The organism is Carboxylicivirga taeanensis, assembly GCF_051851475.1.
Lineage (GTDB): Bacteria > Bacteroidota > Bacteroidia > Bacteroidales > Marinilabiliaceae > Carboxylicivirga > Carboxylicivirga taeanensis.
Map to the genome: position 1 here is coordinate 303,560 of NZ_JBPUSJ010000005.1, position 24,384 is coordinate 327,943.

A 24,384-nucleotide genomic window follows, 5' to 3' on the forward strand; every position below is an offset into this window, starting at 1 on the left:
TCTTAATCAATAACTTTAATGCTGTTATAACCAAAACAATAAACAATGAATAGACTTATTTATTTTTTAAGTGCCATCTTACTGGTGGCGTGTACTACAAATACAAAAAAATCAGCTTTAATACCCGATGAATTACCTGATGCACCTGTGGCTATGAAAAAGGATTCGCTGCTTACAGTTCATGGACACACCCGCACCGATCCTTATTTTTGGATGCGCCTGACCGATGAACAAAAGAATGCCGAAACGCCCGATGCGCAGACGCAGGAGGTTATCGACTACCTAAATGCTGAAAATGCCTACACCGATGCTGTTATGAAAAAAACAGAACCATTGCAGGAGCAGCTATTTGATGAAATTGTTGGCCGGATAAAAAAAGATGATGAGTCGGTTCCTTACTATTCAAATGGCTATTGGTATTATTCAAAGTATGAAGATGGGAAAGAGTACCGAATCCATTGCCGTCGAAAAGGCACGATGGAAGCACCCGAAGAAGTCTTTTTTGATGAAAACGAAAGGGCGAAAAATCAGGCTTTTTATGCCTTGGGCAGTCTCAGCGTGAGTAAGGACAATAAGTTGCTGGCTTTTGCTGAAGACTATGTGAGCCGCCGCATTTATACAATTCGCTTTAAAAACCTGGAAACCGGAGAGGTGCTGCCCGATGAGCTCACCAATGCTCAGGCGGGGGGCGCCTGGGCCAATGATAACAGCACCTATTTTTATACCACTAAGAATAAAGTATCGCTGTTGGGCGAAAAGATATGGCGACATAAGTTGGGAACACCTGTATCCAATGATGTGCTGGTTTTCCATGAGACGGACCCGTCATTTTATATTGGGGTTAGTAAAACTAAATCGGATCAATACATTGTGATAGGGGAAGGCTCAACACTGGTGAGTGACTACCACATTCTGGATGCCAATAATCCAGAAGGAAACTTTATGAGTTTTACACCAAGGGGAGATAAGCACGAGTATATGATTGAACATTTTCAGGATAAGTGGTTCATTCTAACCAATTGGGAGGCGACAAATTTTCGCTTAATGGAAACCTCCGTTGATGCGACCGAATTAAGCAATTGGAAAGAGGTGATTCCTCACCGGGAGGATGTATTGCTCGACGGGATGGAAGTATTCAAAGAACACCTGGTAGTAAGTGAGCGGAAAGATGCTTTACCGCATTTGCGCATTATTAATCAGGTAACAAAAGAAGAACATTATATCGATTTTGGCGAAGAGGTGTATGTGGCCTATATTTCAACAAATCCAGAATTTGATACTGATTTGTTGCGATTTGGCTACAGCTCAATGACCACGCCTGCTTCAACTATCGATTATGATATGAATACCAGGCAGAAGGAAGTGAAAAAGGTGCAGGAAGTGGTGGGAGGACACAACCCTGATAATTACCAAACAGAGCGCCTGTGGGCAACGGCGCGCGATGGTGTCAGAGTGCCAATGTCTGTGGTGTATAAAAAAGGTGTGAAGAAGAACGGTAAAGCACCTTTGCTTTTATACGCTTATGGCTCTTATGGGGCGACGATGGATCCGTGGTTTAGCTCTACCCGCTTAAGTTTGCTCGATAGGGGATTTATTTTTGTAGTGGCGCATATTCGCGGGAGTCAGGCCATGGGACGACAATGGTACGATGATGGCAAGATGCTTAATAAAATAAACACTTTCAACGATTATATCGACTGTAGTAGGTTTTTAATTGACAACCACTACACTTCATCAGACCATCTGTATGCGATGGGAGGCAGTGCTGGTGGTTTATTAATGGGGGCAGTTGCTAATATGGCCCCCGAACTGTACAATGGCATGATTGCTGCCGTTCCTTTTGTTGATGTGGTATCAACCATGTTGGATGAAACCATCCCTTTAACAACCAATGAGTTTGATGAGTGGGGTAATCCAAAGGAGAAGGCGTATTATGATTACATGCTTAGCTACTCGCCCTATGATAATGTGGAGGCAAAAGCCTATCCACATATGCTAATCACCACCGGTTTATTTGATTCGCAGGTGCAGTATTGGGAACCGGCTAAATGGTGTGCCAAACTAAGGGCACTAAAAACGGATGATAATATTCTGTTGATGCATACCAATATGGAGGCAGGGCATGGTGGAGCTTCCGGTCGTTTTAAACGCTACCGTGAAACAGCTTTGGAGTATGCCTTTATGATGATGCTGGAAGGCATCGGCCAATAAGCATAGTTTTAGCAAGAGCGAACCCGTCGGTTAATAATCGGCGGGTTTTTTGTTGCATTTGGTTGGCTGTACTGAAAAAAATATGCACTTATAAAGACTTGGCATGCTACCTTTTATATGGCTTAAGTAGTAGGTCTGTTAACAAGTGTTAAGCTTTTGGCATAGGGTTTGTTTTGATTTGGGTAACATATAAGATATTCGGGCCTGAATGATTGTTGAACCTTAAATACAAAAGTCATGAAACGATTATATATACCAGCAGCAATAGCTTTTTTCCTGATGTCAGTGATGAGTGAACCAGTGAGTGCCCAGGGAAATAGTCGCCACAGCAAAGGGCATAAAGGAAATAAGAAGTGGAAGGCTTCGAAAGAACATCGGCACGAAGTTGTTCGTGAGCGCGACAGTCGTACTTATTATCACGATGACTACGGGCATAAAACTTCTCACTATCATGCTAAAAACCACAGAAAGTATGATCGAGAGCATTATCACCGCCATAATCAGCATCATGAACACCGTCGTCATTACCCTGTCTACAAGCATTCTGAAGTAAGATATTTAAGCTGTTTGCCTTCGCGCCATTACACCAGGGTGTACTTTGGCGATGAAGCCTACTACTACTGCGATGGTCATTTTTATGCTTACCATTCGGGTTGTGGCTACCAATTGGTGGATATTCATTTTCAAACAGTTTCGCATTTGCCTCGCCACTGTGATGTGAGGGTGGTCGATGGAAGGCGCTTTTATTACAAAGACGGACACTGCTATCTGCCTCACGCCGATGGTCATTATCGTGTTTTTAATATTTCGTTGTCCTTTTAAAGTCTCGTTGAGCAAGGGAAGTGTATAAAAACACACATCGTGCGAAGTCTGTTGGTGTAAAAATGAAAAAGGAATCTTCATAAAAAAGGGGAGCAAAATGCTCCCCTCAACTTTTATAATCGATGCTTTTAGAGCGACTTTAAGTATTCAGTCACGTTCTTTTCAACGCGATCAACTACCTGCGAAACATCTGCTTTTTCAAACTTATCGCCGGTGATGCTTTCGTAAAGCTCAATGTAACGATCCGATACTTCATTAACAAACTCATCGGTCATTTCTGGCAGAGTATCACCTTCACGGCCCTGGAAATCATTTTCCATCAGCCATTCGCGCACAAATTCTTTAGACAGCTGTTTTTGGTTTTCTCCTTTATCGAAGCGTTCCTGGTAGCCATCAGCATAAAAATAGCGTGAAGAATCAGGTGTGTGAATCTCATCGATGAGGTAGATTTGGCCATCTTTCTTGCCAAACTCATATTTTGTATCAACCAGAATTAATCCCATTTCTTTAGCCATTTCGCTGCCTCGCTTAAATAGTTCTAATGAAATGCGCTCCAGTTCTTTATATTCCTCTTCGCTTACCAAACCTTGCTTGATGATTTCTTCGCGTGTAATGTTTTCATCATGAGCACCAAGTTCAGCTTTGGTGGTTGGTGTTAGAATAGGTTCCGGGAAAGCCTGGTGTTCTTTCATGCCATCCGGAATGGGTACCCCGCAAATGTCGCGACCACCCTCTTTGTATAAACGCCATGAGCTGCCGGTCAGGTAACCGCGCACAATCATTTCAACAGGATAGGTTTCGCACATATGACCAACGGTCACGTTAGGATCGGGTGTGGCAATTTTCCAGTTGGGAACAATGTCTGCTGTTGCATCCAGAAATTTGGCGGCAATCTGGTTCAGAACTTGTCCTTTGTACGGAATTCCTTTAGGTAGCACCACATCAAAGGCTGAGATGCGGTCTGATACAACCATCACCAGGTAATCGTCATTGATGTTATAAACGTCGCGTACTTTTCCTTTGTATACGCTTTTTTGTCCCGGAAAATTGTAATCCGTTTTAACAATCGCTTTACTCATAATTATTAGTTTATATCAATATTTGTTTCCTTTAGTTATGTTTCTGTACCTGTTGGGTTGTTTCCTTAATTATTACCTGTTTTTACTCTTTATCGTATGCTTCAACAATATCCTGAACTAATTTATGTCGAACAATATCTTTAACTGTAAAGTTCACTCGCTTAACACTTTCTATTCCTTTTAGTATGCGCATGGCCTGCACTAATCCCGACTGCTGTTTGTTGGGCAGGTCAATCTGTGTCACATCACCCGTAACAATGAACTTGGCATATTCACCCATACGGGTCAGGAACATTTTCATTTGATTATTGGTGGTGTTTTGTGCTTCATCCAGTATGACACAGGCATTGTTAAGGGTTCGTCCGCGCATAAAGGCCAAAGGAGCAATCTGGATGGTTCCGTTCTCCATAAACTCTTTTAACTTGGCAGAAGGGATCATATCCTGCAGTGCATCGTAAAGAGGTTGTAGGTAGGGATCGATTTTCTCTTTCATATCGCCTGGCAGAAAACCTAATTTTTCCCCCGCTTCAACTGCCGGACGGCTTAAAATGATGCGCCTGACCTGACGGCTTTTGAGGGCAGCAACCGCTAATGCTATCGCCACATATGTTTTTCCAGAGCCGGCAGGACCAACGGCAAATAGTAAATCGTTGTTTTTAAAGCTTTTCACCAGTATTTCCTGATTTTCGGTGCGAGCTTTAATGGGTTTGCCACTGGTGCTGAAAAGAATAATATCGCTGTCGCTGCTTGCCTCAGTCAGGCGGTCGCCAAGCAGTATTTCGTTTAGCGATTTTTCGGATAAAACATTATAGTTGTTGTAGTGTTTAAGCAGTAAGTTCACTTTTTCTTCGAAATCAGCCACCTCTTCGGCATCGCCAATCGCTTTTAGCCAGTTGCCTCGCGCAACAATGTTTAATTTAGGAAAGCGATTTTTGATAAGCTCAAGTTTGGCGTTTTTAACGCCTAAAAATTCCACTAAATCAACTGATTCGAGGTAGATTAACTTTTCTATCATAAAGTGGTTTAAATCCTTAATTTTGTATTTTGCAAAGTAACAATATTTTTTGCATTTGTGGGGTGCCAAAAACGCTATTCGTTGCGTCTGGTTGATAAAAAACAGGCCCCTTTTGCACTTAAATTATTAAATTTTTTATCCGCGTATTATGGGGAAACATCAACACGAGTCAACTTTAATTGTGTTTAGGGAGTTATTGGAGATAATGGACGAGCTGCGTGCGAAATGTCCCTGGGACAAGGAGCAGACCAATGAATCGTTGCGTACGCTAACCATCGAAGAGACCTATGAATTGGCCGATGCCATCATAAAGAATGACCCGGCATCAATTAAAAAGGAGCTGGGTGACCTCTTGTTGCACATTGTCTTTTACTCAAAAATAGCCTCCGAAACCAACGATTTTACCTTGAAGCATGTTGTTCAGTCGTTAAATGAAAAATTAATCTATCGTCATCCGCATATATTTGGTGATGTTGAAGCCAACGATGCCAAAACAGTCGAAGAAAACTGGGAGCAATTAAAGCTCAAAGAGAAAGGGGGGAACAAATCGGTGCTCGAAGGTGTGCCAATGTCCTTACCCGCCATGGTTAAAGCCAATCGTATTCAGGATAAGGCACGAGGTGTTGGATTTGACTGGGAACACAAAGAACAGGTTTGGGATAAAGTAAAAGAGGAGCTGGAGGAGTTGAAGGCAGAAATTGAGGCGCATGATGCGGATAAGATGGAGGCTGAATTTGGCGATTTGTTGTTTTCTGTCATCAATGCTGCCCGTTTGTATGGCGTTAATCCGGAAAATGCGCTGGAGAGAACGAACCGTAAGTTTATCAAACGCTTTAACTACCTTGAGGAGAAAACAATAAAAGTGGGCAGGGATTTGAAAACGATGAGTTTGGCTGAGATGGATGAACTATGGGAAGAAGCAAAGAAACTTTAGTGTTCTCGTGTCTTTGCACCCGACTTTGTGCAAACATCCTGGTTTTGACAGGATTTTATTAACAGTCTTTAGTGGTGGCAAAAAAATGATGGTTGGCTGTGTGCTTATATAGGAAGAATGTTTAAGTATAAATTTAATCCACAGAAAAAATATTTTAATCAAATAAAAACTATCGTTAGTCACATTTAATTTACTGTTTATCAAAACTAAATAACATGATGGGGTTTGTTTGAGTAAACCATATTGAATTCACAATTCATTAAACACTCAATGAACCCGAAACGGACGGTTTCATAAAACACCCAACACTATTCAACATCCTTTTACCTCTGCAGTATAACCTTACTGCAGGGGTTTTTTATTGGTGTAAAATGTCGACCAGAATGGGCTTAAGGCCACTGAAAAAGAACTCCACGGCAATTACCATTACAATTAGTCCCATAAGTCGCATCAGCACGTTATTACCGGTTTCGCCCAGCGCTTTTATTATTTTACTGGAGCTCAAGAGTATAAAGTAGGTGAGGAGTGTTACTACAGCCAAAGCAAACACCAACACGCAAGCACCGGCCAATCCGTTGGCATCTTCCATCAAAACAATTGCGTTGGTTATTGCCCCCGGGCCAGCTATCATCGGAATGGCCATGGGGGTGATTGATATGTCGTTGACATACTTTTTTACTTCTGAGTCTTTAATCTTTACTTTGGTCAGGCGGGCCTGCAGCATATCCATGCCCATGATAAAAAAGATAACACCTCCAACAATTCGGAAGCTATTAACCGAAATGCCAAAAAACTTAAACAGTAACTGGCCGGATAGAGCAAACGATACAATAATAATGAAGCCTACCAGCGATGCTTTTCTGGCCGTTTGGGCTCTGTCTTTTGCCGTGAGGTCGGCACTCATGGTCATAAATATGGGCATCACTCCCAATGGGTTGATCAAGGTAAAAAAGGATGTAAACGCTAAAATGCCGAAAGGGATTAGTTCACTCATTCTTGTATTTTTCGCAAATGTATATGTCGATGTTAATATATAGCTGCATACCGGGGGTGATTTTTGTCATTAGAGAAGGCGTTGAAGGGTGGGGCGCCTAAGGAGATTGTGTTCTTGTGTTTCTATGAATGGTGTGTCTTTGCCTCAACGCAAAGAAGATGAGATTGGCCCGGCTTGGGATGATATAACTGAAAAAATTATTGCGAACGCAGCGTATCTGAAAAGAAATTTGTATGTTGCTCTCATCTTTTATTTATAGAGTCGATATGCCATTAAATAGTATTATAAAACATCTTCAGGCCGATGAAGAGTTATGGAGCCAGGCCATCAAGCAGTGCTCGTATTATAAAAGTGGAGAGGTTGTTTATGAGCAGGATACAAAAATGAAACATGCCTATTTTGTAAACAGCGGACTGCTAAAGATTTATCGCATAGGCTCTAAGGGGGAGCAACAGATTGTGCGCCTGGTGAAAGAAGGTGATTTATTTGGTTTTCATTCCTTACTGGGCGATGAGCCCGAAGTAACCGCTTGCGAAAGTTTGACGGACAGTGAAGTGTGTGTGATTCCCGGAGATGCCTTTAGGCGGACCATCACTCAAAACAAAGAATTAGCAGATTTACTCATCAAGAAAACATGCGACGAGTTGAAGAATTCATACAATTCGCTTGTTGAATTGTCGCAGCGAACGGTGCGTGGTCGTTTGGCTAACTTACTGCTAAAACTTCACGATTCATTTAAAACGTCGTCCGATGAAGCCATTCCCCTTGTTATCTCAAGGTTAGATATGGCCCGGTGGATTGGCACATCAAAAGAGTCGGTTAGTCGCTTAATTACAGAGTTTAAAAATGATGATATCATTCGATTTGATCGTCGCGAATTGATTATTGCCAATAAAGAAAAGCTGGAAAGAATTATAATGCTATCATAAGCGATTACAAGCCTTTAGATAAAAAAAGGATGATGCTTGTGCACCATCCTTTTTTAATGCTATTTTCTATTCAACGGTAGTTCAATACCAAAACCTTTCTTTTTGTCTTCGTATTTAAGGAGAAGAGCAAAGATTAAGCCCAGCAGGCTGACGGCTGCAAACATTAAAATGGTGGCGGTATAATCTGCTACTTCCGGGTTGCCTGGATTGGTGGCATCAAGAATGCTTCCGGCAATGATGGGGAATCCCCAAAGGCCCAAATTTTGTATCGAATACATAAGTCCATATGCCGTGCCAATTTGGCTGTCATCAACTAGTCTCACCATGCTTGGCCACATGGCGGCAGGCACTAATGAAAATGCGATTCCTAAAAAGATAATTGGAGCCTGTGGTGGAAAGTAGGTCAGGGCAAAAATAAGGTGCACAGTCAGAAGAGTGGAAGCGCCAAAAATCATGGCGGTGGCACTCTTTCCTTTGCGGTCGATGAGCCATCCAAACAGCGGGGTGAAAAACATAGTTCCCAGAGGCAGTAGCGAGGTGAGTTTGCCACTATCGACAGATGTTAAACCAAATTTATCGGCAAAAAAGTCGGGTGCGTAGGCCAGAAATGGAAATACAGCGGAGTAAAAGGTAACACACAATAAAGCAATATAGAGATAGGCTCTGTTGCCCAACAGGTTGGTAAGGTCACTGATTTCGAACGATTTGGTGGGCACGCTTTTCTTAGTCTCTGCCTGTAATTGATTGTCCAGTTTAGCATCGAGCAGGGTGTAGATGATAAACACCAGCAGGCCTGTGCAAACTAAAATAGCTGCCAGCCAGATGGCTCCGGTCAGATTGGCACCGTCTTTTGCTACAGCCGGAGAAATATTTAGGGCGGCAAAAGTTCCCAGGCGTCCAAAAGCAACTTTTAGGCCAAAGGCCAGGGCTAAATCTTTACCTTTAAACCATTTGACCAAAATTTTGCTGACAACCACGATGCTGGTTTCCGCTCCCAAGCCAAAAAAGAAGCGACCGATCAGCATCATTTTTAATTCGGGGGAGTAGTTCGGGAGGAAGGCACCCATCAACTGGTAGCCAAAGCCGTCATTGCCGTAATAATCGGATGCGCCATAGGCCGTTAGAACTGCGCCCAGGGCCATGAAAAATACAAAAGAAAAGCCGGTTCGTCTGATTCCCAGCTTGTCGAGAATAACCCCGCCAATAACTGCCATTAAAAGAAAGGTGTTGGGCACGGAGTAAAAAGACACGAATAAGCCGTAGTCTTTATTGGTAAAATCAAATTCGGCTCTAAGCAGGTCTTTTAAAGTTGAAAAGGCATCGTAAAAGTAATAATTGACTGAGAGAACAAAGCCAACCAGAAGAAGAACGCCCCAGCGCATGGCAGGTGACTCGTTCAGTGCTTTTTTTATTGTATCCATTGGTTTTATCTAGTATTGGTTTTGAATTAGTTGGCAAAATAGCTAATTCCGCTATCTTATTGTCTGATTTTTGATAGCGAAGTTAGATCAGCATGGTTTTGAAATGCTCAAACTCGTATTCGAAGTTGGGAGTGAAGATGCCTTTCCTTAGTTGGCTGTTTATTTCGTCAACCGACCAAAAACGGACTTCATCAACTTCGTTTGTATCAATCTGAAATGGACCTTTATGCTGAGTTTTGAAAACAAAAACCAGCTCTTTCTCAACTTCACTTGTCCAGATGTATTGTTTAATGGCTTGAGCATTAAACTGCTGCAGGCCTATTTCTTCGTGTGTTTCGCGTTGGAGAGCCAGCTCAATACTTTCGCCCGATGCCACATGGCCGCCTACAGCAGTATCCCATTTACCCGCCTGAATCAGCTTGTTTATGGGGCGTTTTTGTAACAGAATTTGGCCCTTATCATTCACTACATGAAGGTGAACTACCGGGTGAAGCAGGAACGAATGGTTGTGCACATGGCTGCGGGGCGCTGAGCCGATAATGCGTCCTGCATCATCCACCAGAGGGAGCCACTCTTCGTTTTTGAGTTGTTGATTCTGTCTTTTTTTAGACCACCATTCCCATGCCAGAAAAATACCCATCACCACGAATAAGCCGGCACTGCCTAAAAACTTCCAGATGGCTGTGTTTTCTAAAAAAGACGACGCGATGGTAGCCAGAGAATAAACCAAAAGGAGCCAGAATAATCGTTTCATGCTTTGCTGCATAAGCCATATCTGGTAGGGGTTCATGTTGATGTGTTTTAAATAGCGTTGACTCATCTGTAGCATCAGGTTATGCTTCGAAAAAATCGAAAACCCAATTAATCCTGTCATGATGAGGCTGATGATGCCTGGCTTGAGCATAAAAAACAAGTCGTTGTTTAATGCGATAGAAGTTAATCCCAGCGCGATAATCAAACCTACATCAAATAGAATAAAGCGTTCTATTTTTTGGTTTCTGATGTATTCAATAATGAGCTCGATCAACCCAATTGAAATGGCTACAATCAGCCCGTAGATGGTTCCCCAAATTTCATCAACAACAATAAAAACAATGATTGGCAAAAAGCCCGGTAGTAGCTGTTTTAGCAGTTGTAATTTACTCATAAATGCTTCGCTTGAGCTGCGAAGATAAGAAACACCTAATTAATTACAAGCTTGTTTTTTATCGTCTCCTGGTGGTGCTATAGTGCTCGATATTTAATGTTTTTAGACCTTGCTCCAATCCTTTTTATTACTTTTGCCTACTGATTCTGGAGAAACATTACTTATGAACGGTTATACAATTCAGTTACTGATTCCATTTGCTTCCTTCATCTCATTTATGATGGTATTCTTGTCAATACCAACCATTTTGAGGGTGGCCCATTCTAAAAATTTATTTGATGAACCCAACCGGCGGAGTGTACATCGCATGCGTATTCCAACACTTGGCGGGTTAGCCGTATTTATCGGCTTCTTGTTTACCTATTCGCTGTTTGTCGACTGGTTTAAGTTTATTGAGATACCGTTCCTGATTCCGGCTTTGCTCATCATCTTTGGCATTGGTATTAAGGATGATATACTAGTGACCGCACCCATGGTAAAATTGGCAGGACAGCTTATTTCTGTGCTTATTGTTGTTGGTTTGGGAGGCCTGCAAATTACCGATTTTCATGGTTTTTTCGGATTGCATCCTGACCCTTTCTGGGGAACCGTTTTAACCATTGTTGGAATGGTGTTTATCATCAACGGTTTTAACCTGATTGATGGGATTGATGGGTTAGCTGCTATCACTGGCATTATTACCATGATATCCTTTTCTGTATGGTACTTCGTTAATGAGGAATACCACATTCCTACGCTGGCTGCTGCTCTAGTGGGCGGGCTTCTGGCGTTTGCCTACTATAATATTTTTTCGAAACGGCAGAAAATATTTATGGGCGATACCGGTTCTCTTGTGTTGGGCTTTTTGGTGGCAGTGGTGGCAGTCCATTTTAGCGAGTTTAATCGTCCTGATAACCAGTATAAACTGTTGCATACCATGAACAGTGCACCGGCAGTGGCAATCGCTATTTTGATTGTCCCAATCGTGGATACGATGCGCGTTTTTATGTTGAGGGTGGCTAAGGGAAATTCGCCATTTATGGCCGATAAGAATCACATTCACCACCGAATGCTGGCTTTAGGTTTAACGCATTTACAGATTAGTTTAATCATTGGGGCTGTCAATATCGCATTTGTTATTATCGCTTTTCTATTGCGTAATTGGGGCATGCTCAAATTAAGTATATTCGTACTTTCATTAGGGTTTACAGTGGCCTACGTGCCATCCATAGTACTGGCCTACAAACGCCGACATTTTATACGCCGATTGCGCAGTATAAAAAAAGTGAGATAATACTTCTCTTTGCTTACTGGTTGGGCGCTTTTTTTTAAAAGGGCCCACTGTTTATCAGGCTGATAAGTTGTATGGCGTTTATTGGTGTAAACATCTGGCTTTAGATTGCTGTTATATAGTCTGATATTTATGGATAAGGCCCTTGCTACTGAATAGCGTTTGGAGTTATTGAGATGTAAAGCAAAATTCATAAATTTCAGGGTTAAAAAGTTAATGAAGCAAGCCGGTCGCAAAACATTAAACTGCAGTTATAATCGGTAAGTTCTAAGCCGCCAAGGCGGTACTAGTAAAGGCAATAGATTGAAAACATAAACACATGAAAACATTATCAGATATAGGCCTGATTGGCTTAGCCGTGATGGGAGAAAACCTGGTGCTAAACATGGCAAGTAAAGGCTACAACGTGGCCGTTTACAACCGTTCAACTGAAAAGGTGGATAGCTTTATAAATGGCAGAGGAAAGGGAAAAAGTATTGTTGGTACCTACTCGCTGGAAGAATTGGTGAACTCCATTGAACGCCCCAGAAAGGTGATGATGATGATTAAAGCAGGAGCGGCCGTTGATGCAACGATTGATGCATTGTTGCCGTTGCTGGAACCCGGTGATATTATTATCGATGGAGGAAATACCCATTATCCCGATACCAACCGACGAGTTCAATACGTAGAAAGCAAAGGTGTGTATTACATCGGCGCTGGTGTTTCGGGTGGAGAAGAAGGGGCTCTGTTGGGACCATCGATTATGCCTGGTGGCTCAAAGGCGGCCTGGGCATCTGTTAAACCTGTTTTTCAGTCCATAGCAGCCAAAGTTGAAGATGGCTCGCCTTGTTGCGATTGGGTTGGAGAGGATGGTGCCGGCCATTTTGTAAAAATGGTGCATAATGGCATTGAATATGGCGACATGCAGTTAATTACGGAGGCCTATCACATTATGAAGGATTTGTTGGGCTTGTCGGCTGATGAAATGCATGAAGTATTTAAAGAGTGGAATGAGCAGGAACTGGATTCTTACCTGATTGAGATTACTCGCGATATCATGGCTTTTAAAGATGAAGATGGAGAGCCATTGGTTGAAAAAATACTGGATAAAGCAGGCCAGAAAGGAACGGGCAAATGGACCGGTATTACCGCGCTGGATTTAGGCGTTCCTTTAACTTTAATTGGCGAAGCGGTGTTCTCGCGTTGCTTGTCAGCCATTAAAGATGAGCGGGTAGAGGCATCAACCATATTAACCGGACCAAAACCTGTTTTCGAAGGTGATAAAACAGCGTTTATTGCCGCCATTAAGGATGCTTTATATGCTTCAAAAATTGTATCGTATGCCCAGGGATACGCACTGATGCAGGCTGCGGCCGACGAGTATGGGTGGAAGTTAAACTACGGGGGTATCGCGTTAATGTGGCGGGGTGGCTGTATAATTCGTTCCGCCTTCCTAAGTAAGATCAAGGATGCATTTGATAAGGCACCGGGACTAACCAACTTGTTGCTCGATCCTTATTTTAAGGCAGCTATTGATAAGGCCCAAAAGGGCTGGCGTCAGGTGGTGGCAACGGCGGTAATGAATGGAATTCCCACACCGGCTTTTGCGACTGCACTGAGTTACTACGATGGGTATCGTTCAGCTCAATTACCTGCCAACCTGTTGCAGGCTCAGCGCGATTATTTTGGAGCACACACTTATGAACGTATTGATAAGCCTCGTGGCGAGTTTTTTCACACCAACTGGACTGGTAGAGGAGGCGATACAGCGAGTACAACCTATAATGTTTAGGTCCTGATATAAGAAATTGAGATAAAACCGCCCAGTCAAATGCTTGATTGGGCGGTTTTTTTTGCCCCTTGTAGAATGGATTCGTAAATTGATAAGTTTTATCATCCTTTCAATACCTTATTTTTTTTATTATTGCATAAGAAATGTCATTGGGGAGAATAGATATGTCAATCACAATTGATAAGGCGATGCTCGTTCGTTTGCGTAAGGGAGATGAAGAGTGGTATAAAATGATTTTTACTGAATTGCAACCGGCATTGGTGAGTTATGCCAAAGAATATGTGATTGATGCTGATATGGCGGCTAATCTGGTGCAGGAAGCCTTTCTGGGGCTGTGGGAAAGGCGTAATGGCATAAAGGAGGGTACCGTTCTCAATGCATATTTATTTAAATCGGTACGTAATAATTGTCTGAATTACCTGCGTCACTTGAAGGTGGCCGACCGGTATGTCGGACAGGTGAGTGTGATGAGCCTAAACTACGAAGCCTTGAAGGATAAAAGTGCAGAGCGCTTGCTGGAGGCAGAAATAATGGAGCGCTTGCATGCTGCTATTGATAAAATGACACCTCAATGCCGTAATGTATTTGTTCTCAGTCGATTCGAGGGGCGAAGCTACAAGGAAATTGCCCAGGAGCTGGGCGTTGCTGAAAAAACAGTTGAAAATCAAATGGGAAAAGCCCTAAAAGTTGCCCGAAAGGAACTTCAAGAGTTTTTACCCATTACACTTGTTCTTTATAATATCTTGCACTAATTAGTGCTTATTCGGGCCAGAGAGGCATTTCTGTTTCATCATCCCAATACGGGCCCCACTGAATTTCTGTTAGCACATCATGGTCGAAAAACAGGTTTAGGCTGAAATCCGAATTAGAGGCTAAGCTCTGGTTAGGGACCACCTCTGTCGATAGGTCTTCGAGTTCAAAATCACCTAAGTTAAACACTTCCATTTGCTCCATCACTTCACCCTGGCTAAGGCCAATCAGGTCAATGCCCTCGAATAGTACTTCTGGAGATGCTGTGGTGATGGAGGTTAAGCGCCAGTTACAGTCTTCTTCAAACGACAATGATAAATGGTGATTGTCGTAGTGCCAGGCTTCCATCGCACCCGATTCATCATCGCCATCCATCGGCTCTACTTCTGTTGGCTCTCCCAAAAGTTCTAAAACTTCAGGGCGCGATAAGCCAAATATAATAGTATCAAGGCCTTGTCCTAAGGAAATTTCTTTCATTGTGTTGTCTTTATAATTTGTTGCAAAAGTAGCTAATTATCAGATGCCTTTAAGGCGTCGGCTGGCTTTTTTTAAGGCTTGATTTTTTTTATTACTCAAACGCTTTTCAACAGATGCTCGTGTTGGCTTGGTTTTAAAGCGCTTTTTTACCGGTGCTAAAGCTTTTGACAGGAGCATGTAAAACTGCTCGATGGCCGCTTCTTTGTTTCTTATTTGTGAACGACTCTCCTGATTGGTGATAATCAATTCGTTGTCTGAAGTGAGTTTTGAGCTCAGCTTTTCAATAAGTCGCTTTTTTTCAGTTAAACTAAGCAGCTGGGAGTGTTCGATGTTAAATCGTAAAATAACTTTCGTGTTTGATTTATTAACGTGCTGACCACCGGGGCCACTGCTTTTGGCTGATTGGAAGTCCAGTTCGGGTATAAAGTTTCTGTTATTAATTGGACGCATGTGACAAATTATTGAGTAAAGGTATTTAAATTGATTTTTGATTACAGTAATTTGTAGTTACTTTATTTTTATTTATCCATTCGACATGAGGCATCTACTCATAATCATTTTTTCACTATCTGTAACCATGGGTAGTATGTGTCAGGAGTTTATTGGCGTTCATACCAGTCCATACCTGCCCTTTGTGAGCTTAAGCAATCAACCAGCTGAGCTAGCCAGGCACAATGCCAGATGGAACATTAATTTCCTCATGGCTAATGCTGGTTTGTTGCAAAGTCAGAGCTTCGCTTCGCACGGATTTTGGGATATGTTGGGAAAGGTAGGGATGGGCGATTTAAAGTATTTTCTGGCAGCAGAAGAGTCGCTGCTCTACCTTAAGGGACGCATGATCATTCCATCAATTACCTATAAGTTGAATGAGCGTCATTCGTTTGGCTTGACCATGAGTGTGCGTGCCGATGGAATTTATAATTCCTCCAACGATGATTTCCTTAAAATATTCAAAGGGATTGATGATCCGGATGGCTTAAAAGATATTAAGGATGAGTATTTCCGTTCGCTGGTGAGCAGTTGGGTTGAATATGGGTTTGCTTGGTCATCTACCTTTTTCAGAGATGATAACCACTGGCTAACGGGCGGTGCGGTGGTTAAGCTTTTGCAAGGGTCGGGTGCCGGTTATTTGGAAATGAATGGAATTGATGTGATGTTTGATAAAGAACGGATAGCACATTTCGATATGAATCTGTCCTATGGCTTTAACGAAAGTTTGGCCAAAACAGTTGATGGTGGCGATATTGTTGAGCAGTCTGGTGATTTTGGCATAGGTTTAGATTTGGGTGTGAGCTATTCATACCTGCCCGATCACCTTGCGGGTGTTAAGGATCTGCCCTATAAGTATAAGTTGGGGTTTGTAGTTTCAGATATTGGTTACATTCGTCACCGCGAAACCAAACAGCGAACAGCCATTACCGTTGCAATGCAAGATGTTCCCTATAGTCGCTTTATGGGCGTGCCAACACTCGAAGCACTTAAGGATTCAATCATCAAATCGGTTGATATATCGGAAACAGTCGGAGGAAACTTCAAAACTAATTTACCAGTTTCTTTTGGCTTAAGTGCTGATTACTGTGTTCACCCCAAGTGGTTTATTCATGGAACGGTACTTTATAAACCCAACTACTACGGCACATTGCTTAGCCTTGTAAATGTATCTATTTGGCAATATAATTTAACAATGAGATATGAGACCCGAAAGATTGGCGTTTATTTGCCACTTGGCCATAACAATGTGTTAGGATGGAATATGGGGCTTGCAGCTCGTTATGGCAACTTTTTCATTGGATCTTCAACGGTGTTAAGTAATATACTAGGCAAGGTTAACGGGCAGCAGTTTGTTTACTTTGGAATGTCTGTTCCCATTGGCTCACTATGAAAGTAAGCGCTTGCAGTGTATTGCCAACGAATGATGGGAGCCATACAGTATTCCTTGGTGATTCATAAAGGTTGAATCGCTGCGGTTGAGGTCCAGTACGTCATTATTAAAGCTGGCAGCAGAGGCTTTTATTTCGTTAAAGATGCAGGCTGATGCAGCAAAATCCCATATACTGCCGCCGCCATCGTTCTTTTTAGGGAACTTGAAATAGATGGCCGGCGAATTCTCCAGCACCCACATGGCGTTCATGGCTGCACCTCCATGACTGATAATATTAAGCTCTCCGGATGCAAAGCTTTTCAGTTGGGTGATAATTGCATTGTAATCTTTGTGCAGTGTCAAACTGCGATCACAAACCAGAGTCAAGGCTTCGTTTTGCTGATGAACCGTCCAGGGCTGCTGATTTTTAAAGGCTCCTTGCCCTTTGATGGCGTGATAAAGCGTAGCTTCAACCGGGTTATAAATAACGCCTATGTGCGGATGGCCCTGTTTGTCCACTAAAGCAATGGAGACTGAGTAACCATCAGTTTGCTCAATAAAAGGCAGCGTGCCATCCAGCGGATCGATGCACCAAAAGAAGTCTTTTTCAAAGCGACTGTGGTCGTCAGCGGTTTCCTCGCTTAGCAGTGCCAAGTCATATTTTTCGATGGACGCCTGTAAGGTGTTAAGGATGAGTTGCTCGCTGGCCAAATCAACTTCGGTAAACACCTGCGAGGCTAAACTGTTGCCTCCTGCTTTTTGGTGAACAGCAAATTGTTCCTGACTGCGTTGGTGAATTAACTCACCGGCTTGGGTAGCGGCATTGATGGCACAGGAGGCTAATTCTTCTATATGTTGCTGGGTGAGTTGCATTTTTTTAGTCTTTATTGTAGAGTTGGGCAATCACTTCGCGGGCCAGGCGTTCGCTATAGCTGTTAATTTTCCAGTGGTCTGGGCTCCATCCCTTCAGGAAGCGATGAAAATCCGTCCAGGCAAGCGGGTACAGCTCTCGCCATTCCTGTTCAAGTTGTTCACAATCAATATTTGGTTGTTTATTTGTTACGGCAGTTTTTAATGCATCAAAGTAGAAGTCCAGAATCTGTTTCTCCATGGCTTCACAGTCGTCTTCATATAAACAGCTTCCAATAAAGTAGGCCACATCCTTCATGCCACAACCACCGCCCACATACTGAAAATCAACAGCAGCTACCTGTTTGCCATCTTCCGAAAAACAAAAGTTGGCCAGCTTGGCATCGCCGTGCACAAAGGTGCGGTACTGACAGCTATTTAGTAATCGATCAATGGCCGGAGCAGCTGCCTTAAGTTGTTGGTCATCCATTATTTTGAGCTCATCGGGCCGTGTATCCAGATGCCAGTAGGTGCCAACTTCCCAAAGCTTATCAGGCGATTGCTGCAGAAAAGTAGCATGGAAATACGCCAACCATCGCAAGCAGGTTTGGATTTCGGTCCAGCTGACACTGGTCATCCGTTTAGAGAACCCTGAGGCATTTAAGTCTTCCATTACCATCACCACCTCTTCACCCAAGTGCCTTAAGGCCAGAATGTGTGGTGTGCGGCAATTGTTGTCGCACGCCTTATTCCAGAACTCGTACCAGGCCGTTTCCACTTTATAGGATTTTAGTTTGCGCTGGTGTGAGAAGTTCGTGTTCCAGCCGCGCGGATGCCTGGTGCTATCAGGCAGTTTAACGTGTTTCACTACCGCGCTTGGGTATGGCGCGCCATGCAGCTCAACCCGGATGATTTGACCGTAGCCGCTCCAAAGGTTCTGGATGGTTTCTATCTTGCCAATGCCCGTTGCACCGGTGGCTTGTATTAGGATGTCTGTTAACTGTTGATTCATGTTTACCCGTGATAATTGAGGCGCAAAGATACTATTTTGCTTTTTTAGGTTTCAAGCATTGCTTTAAGTACTTTGTAGTCGGTTTTACCAGTGCCCAATACGGGTATTTCATCCACTCTGATTACTTCGCGCAGTTTAGCAATGGGGGCTACTCCGTTTTTAAGCAGGTAGTCATTGGCTTCGTTCAGGTCAATGTTTTCTTTGGAAAACAAAGCGATGCGCGGTGGCTCACTTTTGTCGCTGCCTTCAATGGCCAGCACCTGCTCATCATCTTTACCGTATTTGTCGAGCAATATTTTTTCGATGAATGGCAGGCTAATCATTTCACCGGCAATCTTAATGAATCGTTTGAGACGACCTGTAATAAACAGATAGCCTTCATCATCCAGGTAACCTAAATCGCCCGTTTTGTAATAGCGCTTACCATCAATGGTTTCAAATGGCTGCAATTCTGGTTGGTTCAAATAGCCTTCAAATACATTGGGGCCACTCACGTAGATCATCCCGGCTTGTCCGGCTGGTTGAGCTTGTCTGGTCTCTAAATCCAGAATTTTAGCGTTGATGCCCGGCAGAAACTGACCAACGCTGTTGAGTTTCTGCTTGGCTTGAGGGTTGAGCGTTAGTACGGGCGAGCATTCGGTAATGCCATAGCCTTCGAGGATAAGTCCGTTGTTGGTAACGGCTTCGAAATGATCTTTTAACGAGGTCGGCATGGCTTCGGCGCCCGATATGGCAAATTTCACCGACTTGAAAGCATAGGCAGCACTGGTTCCTTCGGTCAATAAGAGCTTTAGAAAGCCAGGTGTACCAAGTAATACATTCGCTTTAATGTGTTTCAGAATGCGCAATACTTCCCGCGAATCGGTTGGATTAGGGGTATAACCCACTTTTACTGCTGTTAGCAAAGGCATAATGTTGAGTACCGTAAAACCAAAGCTGTGAAACGGAGGTAGAAACGACAAGAAAACCTGGTTGTTATCGATTTCAACCAACTGAAAGGCAGCTGATAGATTGCTGATTATATTACGATGTGATAAAGGCACGGCTTTAGGTAAGGCTTCGCTTCCTGAAGTAAAGAGAATGACTGCTGTATCTGGTTTGTTTTTGGTATTGATCAGCAGTTTAGGAAACCGAGCTTTTAGTGCGCCTCTCACCTTGGTGAGCAGCGATAGTTGTGGGACTTTCTTTTCAAGCAGGATGATTTTTTGCTTGATCTCCTCCGGCAGCTGTTCATCTATCTTATCGACAAATGCGCCGGCTGACAGAATGGTATTGACGCCGGTGGTTTCCAGGCAGTGAAGAAGCACTTTTTTACCAACGGTCCAGTTGAGCATCACCGGCACTTTGCCGGCTAGGTAACAGGCGGCAATCAGCAAGGTGGTGCTTTGCAGGGCAGGCAGTAAAATGCCCACACGCTGCTCTTTGATGTCTTTTTTGAGTAGCTCGGCCACCACACAGGCTTTTAAAAAGAACCCTTTTCGGGAGGTAGAGCCCAGCATGGCATCGTAGCAAAACGGATCGTTTCCGTGCTGCGAAAAGGTGGAAATGAATTGCTTTAGAATCGTATCCTGATTGGGAACGGCCAGTCGCTTCACCTCGCTAAGTGGACGATGCAGAGTGGATGGTTTGAGGTCATTTTCGCTTTTAAACTCACCCATGGCCACCAGGCATAAATCCTCTACGGTCCTAATTTCGTTGATTTGTGGGGCTGAAAAACTCGGAAACTGATTCTCCACCTCAGAAATAATTTCCACAATATTAAGTGAGTCAGCACCCAGATCCAATTGCAAAAAGCTCTCTTGCTGAATGCTCTGCTCATCAATCCCCAGGATGGAGGCAATGCTGGCCCGTACTTGCTTCAAAACAGCATCTGGTATCGTTTGATTAGATGGCGTGGTTTGGTTTTTAAGTGTTTTATCCGAACCGGCAATGTTCTCGGGCAGTTCCCTGATTAATTGCGGTGCTAAAAAGTGGTAGCGGATAAAGGATACGGCCTCTTCTCCATGCACATTGTAAACCTTTTCCAGGTAACGGTTAAATTCTGCTTTGCCTTCATGGCTTTTAGCCCTTGCTTCATTTGTAATGTTTACAAATTCAACCCTTACAGATCGTTTCGGCATCCAAAACAAGAGGTTGGCCAGCACAAGTCCGATTGATTGGAGCAGAGTCGTGAAGAATGAGGGTGACTTCCCCATCCAGGCTTTGGACCAGCGGCTGCCCCACAGTCCGCCAATGCGCACGGCAATCACCTCGGCATTATCGGGCATATTTTGCACGCTTAACTGTGCACTCTGCTTGTTGATGATGCGTTCGTAACCCTGTCCGGCTATTTGCCCGCTGGGGTATAGTACAATGTTCTTGTTCATCATCAGCCCTTTATCAACCGACGAAACAATCTGTTCCAGTACATTGGTATTTCGGCTGCCACCCTCTAAATCACTTACGCGCACGGCTCCCCAGGCTTTAAACAACCATTTGGCAACCGGTATGTCAAAGTAGGATGCCAGCATAACGGGTACGGCCGATGTGTACTTGTACAAATAGGCAAACAGAAGGATGGGATCCATTATGGCCTGATGATTGGGGAGAATCAGTTTGGCTGAAGGGGTATTCAGTAGTTCCTGTCCCTTTACGCTCACCTTGTAGCGGGCGCCAAGGATAAAACGCAGCAGTGCAAACAGTGCTTTGGCGATGCCTATTATGATTGGATGATGTTGTTTCATGGTTATTAGTTCTGATAATAACTGTAATGTTTCTGTTGGCTATCAGCTATGGCAACTAAATTTCTGCCTTTTAACTGATAAACTATAAGGACTTCAGTTGGTTGGCGCCAGGTATGCGCAGCCAGGCCACAACCGTTATGATGAGTGTGATAGCAGCCACCGCACCAAATACCATCAGTGAGTCGGCCATGGATTCAACCACCCCAAAAATACCGGCTGATAACAGGATGAATGAGAATAGCATCAGGTTGTTGTAGGCCAGTATCAGTCCCAGCTTGCGTCCGTGAACCCGATCTTGTATAAACGAATTTAAGGGTATTTTAAAGATGCCTGCAAAAAAGGCGGTCAATACAATTAGTACAGTAAATAATAGAGTGGATGGATTGACAATGAAAATGGTGGAGACACAAAGTAACATGCCTAATCCGCCCATAGGTACCAGGTACATCTTAAGCTTGCGGTTGGAGATGACGCCGGTTACATAACAGCCGGCACCGATGCCAATCGCCACTAAGGCCATGATGGTACTGGTGGCCGTATCAGATAAGTCAAGCATATTGCGGCAGTGTACAGTGATGTTCATCTGCAGCAGTGAGCCAATGGCCCAAAAAGTAGCCAGGCCGATAATCACGATATTCAGGCCCTTAATCTGTTTACTCCACTTGTAGGAACGAATCAGAAAAAGGATTGGATTGAGCGTGGTCTCATCTTCATCGTCAGGCACCGATTCTTTTGGGGCAATTTTTAAGCTGAACAGCCAGCCTATTATGGCAAAAAAGATAAGGGCCGCGCAAACAATAAGTGTTCTGTAAGGCGATAAGGATTCAACCAGGCTAATGTCCGAGGTAACCCCGGCTATGTATGTCCCTATGAGTACACCCATAAAGGTCAGCATCTCCATGGCGCCGGTTCCAAAAGGAATCCCTTCTTTACCACCAATATCCCGGATGATGCCATATTTAGCTGGAGAGAACAGGCAGCTTTGCAGGCCCATCAGGAAGATGGCAAACATGGTAATCGCCACATTCTGTAAGATGAATCCCAGCGATGCGATGGCCATGATAGGTATTTCGTACAATTTAGCTCGCTGGATAATTTTAGCCTTGGAATGATCTCGTGCCAGTTTACCGGCAATAGGTGAAAAGGCAATGTAAGGCACCACAAACAAAGCTGATGCCAGCATAATGACGATGGACTCCTGATCTTTCATCATCCAGGTGGTGGAGATAAAAAACACCAGGTATTTCAGGTAGTTATCGTTCAGCACCCCTAAAAAGTTGGTGATGAAAAGCGGAAGCCAGCTTGTATTGACTGTTTTATTCATAGCAAATGGTTTAAGGGGTAAGTGCAGTGAAGCAACTTACCCCTGCAAATATAAACGATGCAGACTTGATCTTCACCTAATGGTTGGATATTAAAGTACGCTACTCGGTTTCAGGCCTGTGTTGATCAGCAATAGCCTCAGCTTCGGCCTTTTCTTTATCCAGCCAGTATTTATTGATGCGGGCGATGCCTAAGGTCAGTAAACCTATGATGGACAGAAACAGCATTTTACTGATGCTGGCATCTCCCGCTATGTCCCAGAAAAACACTTTTGCCGTAGTCAGGATCAGTACCAATGAGCCCATGGCTCTGAAAGCGGCTGCCCGGGTGTGTGCTCCCCATGCAAAGATGAGTAGTGCATACACAATGTAGGATATGGAAATCGCCAAAGCACGACTCATAAACGTAATGTCATAGGCTGTCCACAGGTTTTTGATTTGGATGGTGACCAGGCCGGCTACAATGATATTGGCGGCTATGGCCATCAGCGTGCTCAGGTTGGGGCTTTTCGCCTGCTCCATTTTAGAACCATAGAAACCAAAGGCGGCTAAAGCCATCCAGGTGAGGGCTCCGGCATTTAGAAATGGCAGATATTTAATGCCCAACAGCTCTATCCATTTCACATCCCAGGCGACGGTAAACCAGTAGATAATCAGCATCAGCCAGGCGGCGTAACTCACATAAATTAATTCAAATGTTTTGGTGAAACGCCCAATGGAGTAGGTGCTGATAACCACCAATAGCCAAAGTAAAGTCGTTGCCACATACTCAAGGCCGTAAATGCTCATTGGCTGGATGTTGGATGCTGATATGGCAAAAAGCAGTAAGCCCAGGCAGGTATAAATAATGGCCGGAAATGGCTTTTTATCCGATAAGTAATAGATGAATGCGGATGTTGCCATAAAACCTAAGCCTACAATCAATAAAGGAAGCGTAAAAGTGATTTCGAAGCTGCCTAAGATATATATCGACCAAAAGATAAACAGCATGGCGTTAATTAAGCTGATGTATAGATTCCAGCCTGTGAAGCGATCTTTTTCGCAATAAGAGGCGTAAATAATTCCGCCCATATAAGTGGCAAAAAACGATGCCGCATAAAAGAAGGGGCGCCCCCAGGTCAATGGCTCAAAATAGATAAAGTAGGTGGCATAGATGAGTACGGTAATGGCAAATGCCATGGCGCGTAATTCAATCCAGCGCTTGGAGATGCTGACATACAAGGCCCCAACATTCAGAATCAGTACGTAGGCAAATAGCAGCCAGTCGTGATGCGGCTCTGCTTTCATAAACAGTGGCGATAGCAAGCCTCCCATGATGCTGATAAATATGAGACCACGCAAGTGGTATCGGTAACTCAGAAAGGTGGTGAGTGCGGTGAGACTGAGTACTGATATAAACGTAATGTTGTAGGGCCAGTTAAGGCTGGTGCTGAAGGCCACATAAGAGAAGGTGGCGTACACAACGCTCATACCGGTTCCGGTCAGCAGCTGGCAGGTGTTTAGCTGGTTCTTGCGGTAATAGCTGAACCCGGCAAACAGCAAGGTTAAGCCAATGGTAAAACCCGAAAGAACTCTAAGTTCGGCTGGAAACCAGTTGTTTTCGAATACAATCTTTAAAAAGTAGGTGAATGATGAAAACAAGAACAGAATGCCCAAGGTGGTTATCCAATGTTTCTTTATTAATTCAATCATGACTCTCAAATTTGGGTTATACATTAATTTGTTCACGATGTAAACTTACGCCGCTTTTAGAGGTGAAAGCAAACCAATAATTGATAAAAAAGGACTTCTAAA

20 protein-coding genes are annotated in these 24,384 nt (G+C 43.5%); 8 read left to right on the top strand and 12 right to left on the bottom strand.

Translation table 11 applies throughout. The features are described 5' to 3' along the window. The first annotated feature begins 45 nt into the window (after window positions 1-45). Window positions 46-2,211, top strand: a complete 2,166-nt coding sequence (locus ACSX1H_RS10145; protein WP_439183755.1) for a S9 family peptidase — start codon at window positions 46-48, stop codon at window positions 2,209-2,211. Window positions 2,212-2,448: 237 nt separating this feature from the next. Further along, window positions 2,449-3,033 (top strand): hypothetical protein, encoded by a 585-nt coding sequence (locus ACSX1H_RS10150; protein WP_439183756.1) that lies wholly within the window; start codon window positions 2,449-2,451, stop codon window positions 3,031-3,033. 128 nt (window positions 3,034-3,161) lie between these two features. Here ACSX1H_RS10150 and ACSX1H_RS10155 read toward each other — a convergent pair whose 3' ends face one another. After that, a complete protein-coding gene (locus ACSX1H_RS10155) occupies window positions 3,162-4,112 on the bottom strand; it encodes a phosphoribosylaminoimidazolesuccinocarboxamide synthase (RefSeq protein WP_439183757.1) in 951 nt (316 codons plus the stop codon). 82 nt (window positions 4,113-4,194) lie between these two features. Further along, window positions 4,195-5,127 carry a PhoH family protein gene (locus ACSX1H_RS10160; RefSeq protein WP_439183758.1) on the bottom strand — a complete coding sequence of 311 codons (933 nt, stop codon included), beginning with the start codon at window positions 5,125-5,127 and terminating at the stop codon, window positions 4,195-4,197. A 148-nt stretch (window positions 5,128-5,275) separates the two neighbouring features. On the opposite strand from ACSX1H_RS10160, the gene mazG reads away from it, so the two are divergent. Continuing rightward, window positions 5,276-6,061: a nucleoside triphosphate pyrophosphohydrolase gene (gene mazG / locus ACSX1H_RS10165; RefSeq protein ID WP_439183759.1), complete on the top strand. Its 786-nt coding sequence runs from the start codon at window positions 5,276-5,278 to the stop codon at window positions 6,059-6,061. Window positions 6,062-6,419: 358 nt separating this feature from the next. Here mazG and ACSX1H_RS10170 read toward each other — a convergent pair whose 3' ends face one another. Next, a complete protein-coding gene (locus ACSX1H_RS10170; RefSeq protein WP_439183760.1) occupies window positions 6,420-7,055 on the bottom strand; it encodes a MarC family protein in 636 nt (211 codons plus the stop codon). 266 nt (window positions 7,056-7,321) lie between these two features. Between ACSX1H_RS10170 and ACSX1H_RS10175 the strand changes: the two genes are divergently transcribed. Beyond that, window positions 7,322-7,984 (top strand): Crp/Fnr family transcriptional regulator, encoded by a 663-nt coding sequence (locus ACSX1H_RS10175; RefSeq protein ID WP_439183761.1) that lies wholly within the window; start codon window positions 7,322-7,324, stop codon window positions 7,982-7,984. A 59-nt stretch (window positions 7,985-8,043) separates the two neighbouring features. On the opposite strand, the gene ACSX1H_RS10180 is transcribed toward ACSX1H_RS10175, so the two are convergent. Both ACSX1H_RS10180 and ACSX1H_RS10185 read right to left on the bottom strand, forming a co-directional pair. Further along, window positions 8,044-9,405 carry an MFS transporter gene (locus ACSX1H_RS10180; RefSeq protein WP_439183762.1) on the bottom strand — a complete coding sequence of 454 codons (1,362 nt, stop codon included), beginning with the start codon at window positions 9,403-9,405 and terminating at the stop codon, window positions 8,044-8,046. Window positions 9,406-9,487: 82 nt separating this feature from the next. Continuing rightward, entirely contained in the window at window positions 9,488-10,552 is a 1,065-nt protein-coding gene (locus ACSX1H_RS10185) for an NUDIX domain-containing protein (protein ID WP_439183763.1), read from the bottom strand. A 163-nt stretch (window positions 10,553-10,715) separates the two neighbouring features. On the opposite strand from ACSX1H_RS10185, the gene ACSX1H_RS10190 reads away from it, so the two are divergent. From ACSX1H_RS10190 to ACSX1H_RS10200, 3 genes are all read left to right on the top strand, one after another. Then, window positions 10,716-11,825 carry a glycosyltransferase family 4 protein gene (locus ACSX1H_RS10190; RefSeq protein WP_439183764.1) on the top strand — a complete coding sequence of 370 codons (1,110 nt, stop codon included), beginning with the start codon at window positions 10,716-10,718 and terminating at the stop codon, window positions 11,823-11,825. A gap of 316 nt (window positions 11,826-12,141) precedes the next feature. Further along, entirely contained in the window at window positions 12,142-13,596 is a 1,455-nt protein-coding gene (gene gnd / locus ACSX1H_RS10195; protein WP_439183765.1) for a decarboxylating NADP(+)-dependent phosphogluconate dehydrogenase, read from the top strand. A gap of 164 nt (window positions 13,597-13,760) precedes the next feature. Next, the gene (locus ACSX1H_RS10200; protein WP_439183766.1) at window positions 13,761-14,348 is read left to right on the top strand and encodes an RNA polymerase sigma-70 factor; all 588 of its coding nucleotides are present in this window, start codon (window positions 13,761-13,763) and stop codon (window positions 14,346-14,348) included. Between the two features lie 7 nt (window positions 14,349-14,355). On the opposite strand, the gene ACSX1H_RS10205 is transcribed toward ACSX1H_RS10200, so the two are convergent. After that, the gene (locus ACSX1H_RS10205; protein ID WP_439183767.1) at window positions 14,356-14,823 is read right to left on the bottom strand and encodes a hypothetical protein; all 468 of its coding nucleotides are present in this window, start codon (window positions 14,821-14,823) and stop codon (window positions 14,356-14,358) included. 39 nt (window positions 14,824-14,862) lie between these two features. Continuing rightward, the gene (arfB, locus tag ACSX1H_RS10210) at window positions 14,863-15,273 is read right to left on the bottom strand and encodes an alternative ribosome rescue aminoacyl-tRNA hydrolase ArfB (protein ID WP_439183768.1); all 411 of its coding nucleotides are present in this window, start codon (window positions 15,271-15,273) and stop codon (window positions 14,863-14,865) included. An 85-nt stretch (window positions 15,274-15,358) separates the two neighbouring features. Between arfB and ACSX1H_RS10215 the strand changes: the two genes are divergently transcribed. Next, complete coding sequence (locus tag ACSX1H_RS10215) at window positions 15,359-16,705, top strand: DUF5723 family protein (RefSeq protein ID WP_439183769.1); 1,347 nt, start codon at window positions 15,359-15,361, stop codon at window positions 16,703-16,705. Here ACSX1H_RS10215 and ACSX1H_RS10220 read toward each other — a convergent pair. From ACSX1H_RS10220 to ACSX1H_RS10240, 5 genes are all read right to left on the bottom strand, one after another. Beyond that, entirely contained in the window at window positions 16,700-17,557 is an 858-nt protein-coding gene (locus tag ACSX1H_RS10220; RefSeq protein ID WP_439183770.1) for a 3'(2'),5'-bisphosphate nucleotidase CysQ family protein, read from the bottom strand. The genes ACSX1H_RS10215 and ACSX1H_RS10220 overlap by 6 nt on opposite strands. A gap of 4 nt (window positions 17,558-17,561) precedes the next feature. Then, complete coding sequence (locus tag ACSX1H_RS10225; protein ID WP_439183771.1) at window positions 17,562-18,545, bottom strand: oxidoreductase family protein; 984 nt, start codon at window positions 18,543-18,545, stop codon at window positions 17,562-17,564. Window positions 18,546-18,589: 44 nt separating this feature from the next. Continuing rightward, window positions 18,590-21,268 (bottom strand): AMP-binding protein, encoded by a 2,679-nt coding sequence (locus ACSX1H_RS10230; protein WP_439183772.1) that lies wholly within the window; start codon window positions 21,266-21,268, stop codon window positions 18,590-18,592. A gap of 82 nt (window positions 21,269-21,350) precedes the next feature. Then, window positions 21,351-22,592 (bottom strand): MFS transporter, encoded by a 1,242-nt coding sequence (locus ACSX1H_RS10235; RefSeq protein WP_439183773.1) that lies wholly within the window; start codon window positions 22,590-22,592, stop codon window positions 21,351-21,353. A gap of 100 nt (window positions 22,593-22,692) precedes the next feature. After that, complete coding sequence (locus ACSX1H_RS10240) at window positions 22,693-24,282, bottom strand: DUF2339 domain-containing protein (RefSeq protein ID WP_439183774.1); 1,590 nt, start codon at window positions 24,280-24,282, stop codon at window positions 22,693-22,695. Between the last annotated feature and the right edge of the window lie 102 nt (window positions 24,283-24,384).